Raw genomic sequence first — 6,000 nt, forward strand, 5'->3', positions numbered from 1 at the left:
GCGGCCACACCAAAAATCCTGATTTCCTAGCGGCATCACCGAGCCGCACGACAGAGGCGGCCGGCCCAACGCCAATCCGAGGGGTTCCATGGTCCTGCTCACGCGCTCCTCGCGCCGCCACATCCTGGCGAGCGCCCTTCTGGCCGCGCTCGCGCTACCGGGATTGTCCGGCGGCGCCTGGGCGGCCCCGCGCACCGACCTCGTCGTCGGCATGCCGGTGGAGCCCCCGGGCCTCGACCCGACCAGCGCCGCCCCGACGGTGATCGGCCAGGTGGTGTGGCAGAACGTGTTCCAGGGCCTGACCCGGATCGACCGCGACGGCAAGGTGCAGCCGCAGCTCGCCAAGAGCTGGACGATCTCGCCCGACGGGCTGACCTACACCTTCGCGCTGCAGCCGGGCGTCAAGTTCCACAACGGCGAGGCGTTCAACGCCGAGACCGCGAAATTCGCCCTCGACGCGATCCGTGCGCCGGGCTCGGTCAACCCGCAGAAGGCGCTCTACGCGGTCATTGCCGACGTGAAGGCGCCCGATCCGCAGACCCTGGTCCTCACCCTGGCGAAGCCCTCCGGCAACCTGCTGTTCTGGCTCGGCCAGCCGGCGGCGGTGATGGTCGAGCCGAAATCGCGCGACGGGCTCAAGACCAATCCGGTCGGTACCGGGCCGTTCCGCTTCGCCTCCTGGCGCAAGGGCGACCGGGTCGAGCTGACGCGCAGCCCCGATTACTGGGACACCGCCCGCAAGGTCCATCTCGACAGGGTGACGTTCCGCTTCATCGGCGACCCCCAGGCCGCCGCCGCGGCGCTCCGGGCCGGCGACGTCGATGCCTTCCCGCTGCTGCCGGCGCCCGAGCTCTACGCCGCCTTCCAGAAGGATAAGGCCTTCACGGCGGAGCCGGGCCTGACCGAGATGAAGGTCGTGGCCGGCATGAACAACGCCGCGAAGCCCTTCAGCGACAAGCGCGTGCGCCAGGCGCTGATGATGGCGGTGGACCGCAAGCTCCTGATCGAGGGCGCCTATTCGGGCTACGGCGCAGCCATCGGCAGCCACTACACGCCCAACGATCCGGGCTACAAGGACCTGACGGGGGTCTACCCCTACGATCCCAAGAAGGCGAAGGCGCTGCTGGCGGAGGCCGGCTACGCCAAGGGCCTGACCTTCAGCTTCAAGTCGCCGCAGATGGCCTATGCCACCCGCACGGCGGAAATCCTGCAGGCGATGTTCTCGGAGATCGGCGTGACGATGAACATCGTGCCGACCGAGTTCCCGGCCAAGTGGGTCCAGGAGGTGATGCGCGACCGCAGCTTCGACATGACGGTCATCGCCCATGCCGAGCCGATGGACATCGCGATCTATTCCAACGACCCGTACTATTTCGGCTACAAGAATCCAGCCTTCAACGACGTGGTGGCGAAGGCCGCCGCGGCCACCGACGAGGCGACCCGGCTGAAGCTCTACGGCGAGGCGCAGGAGATCCTGGCCGAGGACGTGCCGGCCCTGTTCCTGTTCGTGCTGCCGAAGCTCAGCGTGTGGCGCGCCAAGCTGACGGGGTTCTGGAAGAACGAGCCGGTGCCGTCGAACGACCTGACCGAGGTGCGGTGGACGGAGTAGGGGAGCCCGCCGCCGGCAGGACGTCCCTTCGAGTTGGCCGAACGAACTCGAACCCTCCATCGTCATCCCGGGGCCGTGCCGCGGAACCCGGGATCCATGGCCGCCGACGGTGCCGGATGAGGCGGAACGCATTTCGATGTCTTCTAACCTGTCAGCGATCATGGGTCCCGGGTTCCGCTTTCGCGGCCCCGGGATGACGAGGAGAGGTGTCGACGTGTGCGCCAGATCAACTGAAGCAGCCCATCGAGCGGGCTTCGAGACTCGCGTCATGCTGAGGCACCTCCTGCGCCGCGCCGCCGGCTTCGCCGTCACCTTCCTGCTGATCTCCATCCTGGTCTTCTGCATGATGGAGATCGTGCCGGGGGACCCGGCCTCGGCGATGCTCGGCACCTCGGCGACCCCCGAGACCCTGGCGGCCCTGCGCGCCCAGATGGGCCTCGATGCGCCGGCGGCCATTCGCTACCTGCGCTGGCTCGGCGGGCTCATGACCGGCAGCATGGGGCTGTCCTACACCTACGGCGTGCCGGTGGGCGGGCTGATCCTGGAGCGGCTTGCGGTGACGCTGCCGCTCACCGGGCTCGCCGTCCTCCTCGCCGTCGGCATCGCGCTGCCGCTCGGCGTCACCGCGGCGGCGCGTCCGGGCGGAGTGGCCGACGGCGCCGCCACCCTCTACGCGCAGGCCGGCATCGCGGTGCCGAACTTCTGGATCGGGCTCATGCTCATCATGGTGGTGGCGCTCGGCCTCGGCTGGCTGCCGGCCGGCGGCTTTCCGGGCTGGGGCGAGCCCGCGGCGGCGTTGCGCGCCCTGCTGCTGCCGGCGCTCGCGCTCGCGATCCCGCAATCGGCGGTGCTGACCCGGGTGACGCGGGCCTCGGTGGTCGAGGTGATGAACGAGGATTTCGTCCGCACCGCCCGGGCCAAGGGCGCCTCGGTCTCCCGCGCCCTGTGGCGCCACGCGGTGCCGAACGCGCTGGTGCCGGTCATCACCATGCTGGGCCTGCAGATCTCGTTCCTGATCGGCGGCGCGGTGCTGGTCGAGAACGTGTTCACCCTGCCGGGCATGGGCCGGCTCGCCTGGCAGGCGCTGGCCCAGCGCGACCTGATCGTGATCCAGAACGTCGTGATGGTGTTCGCCACGATCGTCATCGCGGTCAATCTCGGCGTCGACCTGCTCTACACGGTCGTCGATCCCCGCCTGAGGAGGCGCGCATGACGGCCCTGGCGAAGCTTCCCGGCCCGGTCCTGCGGCTCCGGCGCGGCTGGCGCCCCGGCAGCGCGGCGCTCCTCATCGGCGGCATCCTGACGGCGTGCCTCGTCGGCATCGCGCTCACGTCCCTGGTCTGGACCCCCGAGGATCCGGCCCGGATGCGCATCCTGCAGAAGCTCAAGGGACCGCTGGTCTCGGGGCTCCTCGGCACCGACCATCTCGGGCGCGACGTCGCCTCGATGCTGATGCGCGGCGCCTTCAACTCCCTCACCACCGCCTTCGCGGCGGTCGCGGTCGGGGCGGTGCTCGGCACGCTCGCCGGGGTCGCGGCGGCGGCGGGATCGAAGTTCGACGCGGTCTTGATGCGGATCTGCGACGCCCTGTTCGCCCTGCCGCCGATCCTGTCGGCGATCATGCTCGGCGCCCTGCTCGGGCCCGGGGCGCTCACCGCCATCGTCGCCATCGGGGTGTTCATGATCCCGGTCTTCGCCCGGGTCACCCGCGGCGCGGCGATGCAGATCTGGGCGCGCGAATACATCATGGCGGCCCGCATGGCCGGCAAGGGCACGGCGCGGATCACGGTCGAGCACGTCCTGCCCAACATCGCCGGGCAGATCATCGTCCAGGTCACGATCCAGCTCGCCATGGCGATCCTGACCGAGGCGGGCCTGAGCTTCCTCGGGCTGGGCCTGCCGCCGCCGGCCCCGACCTGGGGGCGGATGCTCGCCGAATCGCAGACCTACCTGCTCCAGGCGCCCCACCTCGCGCTCGCTCCCGGACTCGCCATCGCGGTCGCGGTGCTGGGCCTCAACCTCCTGGGCGACGGGCTCGCCGCCCGCCTCGATCCGCGCCGCCGGCAGGCCTCCTGATGCTCGCGATCCGCAACCTCTCCATCGCCTTCCCAGGGCCCGACGGCCCGGTCCGCGTCGTCGACGACGTCTCGGTCGAGGTCGGCCGCGGCGAGAGCCTCGGCATCGTCGGCGAATCGGGCTCGGGCAAGTCGATGCTGTCGCTCGCCACCATCGGGCTCCTGCCGAAGAGCGCCCGCACCTCCGGCGAGATCCTGCTCGAGAGCAAGGACATCCCGGGCAAGGACATCCTGGTCAGGAACATCCTCGCGATGGGCGAGCACGAGCTGTGCGGCTTGCGCGGCCGGCGCATCGGCATGATCTTCCAGGAGCCGATGACCGCGCTGAACCCCGCCATGACGGCGGGCCAGCAGATCGCGGAGGGCATCCGCCTGCACCGCCGGATCGGCCGTGCCGAGGCGCGGGCGGAGGCCCTGCGCCTCCTCGACCGGGTGCGGATCCCCGATCCCTCGCGGCGCATCGACAGCTACCCGCACGAGATGTCCGGCGGCCAGCGCCAGCGCGTCGGCATCGCGATCGCGCTGGCCTTGAAGCCCGACCTGCTCATCGCCGACGAGCCGACCACGGCCCTCGACGTGACGGTGCAGAAGGAGATTCTGGACATCCTCGACGAGCTGGTGGCCGATCTCGGCCTGTCGCTGATCCTCATCAGCCACGATCTCGGGGTGATCGCCCGCAGCACCGACCGGACCCTGGTGATGTGCCGCGGCCGTGCCGTCGAGGCCGGACCGACCGAGACGGTCCTGCGCCACCCGACCGCGCAATACACGCGCGACCTGATCGCGGCCCTGCCGCGCCGGGCGCGGGCCGGCCTCGGCGACCAGCCTCGCCTCGCCGCGGGAGGCACCCGGTGACCGGCCCGCTCCTGTCGATCGAGACCCTCACCCGCGACTACGCCCTGCGGGGCAAGGGCGGCGCCACCCGGACCTTGCGGGCGGTCGACGGCGTCAGCCTCGCCGTCGAGCCGGGCAGCGTCTTCGCGGTGGTCGGCGAATCGGGCTGCGGCAAGTCCACGCTCGCCCGCATCGTCATGGCCCTCGACCGGCCGACGAGCGGCACGGTGCGGCTCGGCGGCGACGACCTGTTCGCGCTCGGTCCCAAGGCGCTGGCGCGCAAGCGCCGCGACTTCCAGATGGTGTTCCAGGACCCCTACGGCTCGCTCAACCCGCGCCACTCGGTCGGGCGCATCGTCGCCGAGCCGCTGCACCTCCTCGACGACGCGCCGCGGGGCCGCGAGCGCCGGGCCCTGGTCGCCCGGGCGCTCGAGGATGTCGGTCTGCCCGGCAGCGCCGCCGAGCGCTATCCGCACGAATTCTCCGGCGGCCAGCGCCAGCGCATCGCCATCGCCCGGGCGCTGATCACGAACCCGAAGCTCGTCGTGGCCGACGAGGCGGTCTCGGCCCTCGACCTGTCGATCCAGGCCCAGATCCTGCGCCTGATCCTGTCCCTCCGGGACCGCCACGGCCTGACGGTTCTGTTCATCACCCACAATATCGGCGTCGTCGACGAGATCGCCGACCGGGTCGGGGTGATGCAGGCCGGGCGCCTGGTCGAGACCGGTCCGGTGCGCGAGGTCCTGGATCATCCGCGCGAGGACTACACCCGCACGCTGCTCGCCGCCGAGCCGACCCTGGCGGTGCTGGGGCAGCGCAAGCGGCGGGCATGACCGGGGGGAGGGGCCAGGGCGCGGCGGGGGCCAGGACACGGGGGACCGGGACGAACGGGACCGGCACGAAGGGGACCTCGCGTCATGTCGCCGACGCATGGTCGCCCCTCCGCCGCATCGCTTGCTTCCCGCGATGCGGTATGTGAAAACGATTTCACGCACCGCGGCGATGGCGTCGCGGCGGTGCTGCCCTTCTTGGGCGTTTCCTCCCTAGACTTCGGGCCGCCTCGCAAGGGCGGCCTTTTTTCTGTCCGCAGCGCCGGCCGCGTCCGCGAACGGAAAGACCCGGGCTGCCGCTCGGGCGTCCCGGGTCTTCGCGCGGCACCCCTCCCGCGGGAGGGGCGCGCTCACGTCGCCGTCACTTCATGGTCGGCATCACGAACTCGGCTCCGGCCCGGATGCCGGTGGGCCAGCGGGTCGTGATGGTCTTGAGGCGGGTGTAGAACCGCACCCCCTCCGGCCCGTGCATGTGGTGGTCGCCAAACAGCGACGCCTTCCAGCCGCCGAACGAGTGGAACGCCATCGGCACCGGGATCGGCACGTTGATCCCCACCATCCCGACCTGGATCTGGTGCGCGAATTCCCGCGCCGCGTCGCCGTCCCGCGTGAAGATCGCCGTCCCGTTGCCGAACTCGTGCTCGTTGATCAT

Annotated in this window: 6 protein-coding genes; 5 read left to right on the plus strand and 1 reads right to left on the minus strand. The window is 71.0% G+C overall.

Features of this window, described 5'->3' with window-relative positions; translation table 11 throughout:
• Positions 1–88 precede the first annotated feature (88 nt).
• From G4G93_RS28980 to G4G93_RS29000, 5 genes are all read left to right on the plus strand, one after another.
• Entirely contained in the window at positions 89–1,609 is a 1,521-nt protein-coding gene (locus G4G93_RS28980; protein ID WP_165089786.1) for an ABC transporter substrate-binding protein, read from the plus strand.
• Between the two features lie 268 nt (positions 1,610–1,877).
• A complete protein-coding gene (locus tag G4G93_RS28985; protein ID WP_165089788.1) occupies positions 1,878–2,822 on the plus strand; it encodes an ABC transporter permease in 945 nt (314 codons plus the stop codon).
• Entirely contained in the window at positions 2,819–3,685 is an 867-nt protein-coding gene (locus G4G93_RS28990; RefSeq protein WP_165089791.1) for an ABC transporter permease, read from the plus strand. Before G4G93_RS28985 ends, G4G93_RS28990 begins: the two co-directional genes overlap by 4 nt.
• A complete protein-coding gene (locus tag G4G93_RS28995) occupies positions 3,685–4,539 on the plus strand; it encodes an ABC transporter ATP-binding protein (RefSeq protein ID WP_206290082.1) in 855 nt (284 codons plus the stop codon). Before G4G93_RS28990 ends, G4G93_RS28995 begins: the two co-directional genes overlap by 1 nt.
• The gene (locus G4G93_RS29000; protein ID WP_165089794.1) at positions 4,536–5,351 is read left to right on the plus strand and encodes an ATP-binding cassette domain-containing protein; all 816 of its coding nucleotides are present in this window, start codon (positions 4,536–4,538) and stop codon (positions 5,349–5,351) included. The genes G4G93_RS28995 and G4G93_RS29000 overlap by 4 nt, the downstream gene beginning before the upstream one ends.
• A 358-nt stretch (positions 5,352–5,709) precedes the next feature.
• On the opposite strand, the gene G4G93_RS29005 is transcribed toward G4G93_RS29000, so the two are convergent.
• A partial coding sequence (locus G4G93_RS29005) for an aldehyde dehydrogenase family protein (protein WP_165089796.1) occupies positions 5,710–6,000 on the minus strand: 291 nt, incomplete at its 5' end.

It is taken from the genome of Methylobacterium sp. DB0501 (assembly GCF_011043735.1).
GTDB classification, from domain to species: Bacteria; Pseudomonadota; Alphaproteobacteria; order Rhizobiales; family Beijerinckiaceae; genus Methylobacterium; species Methylobacterium alsaeris.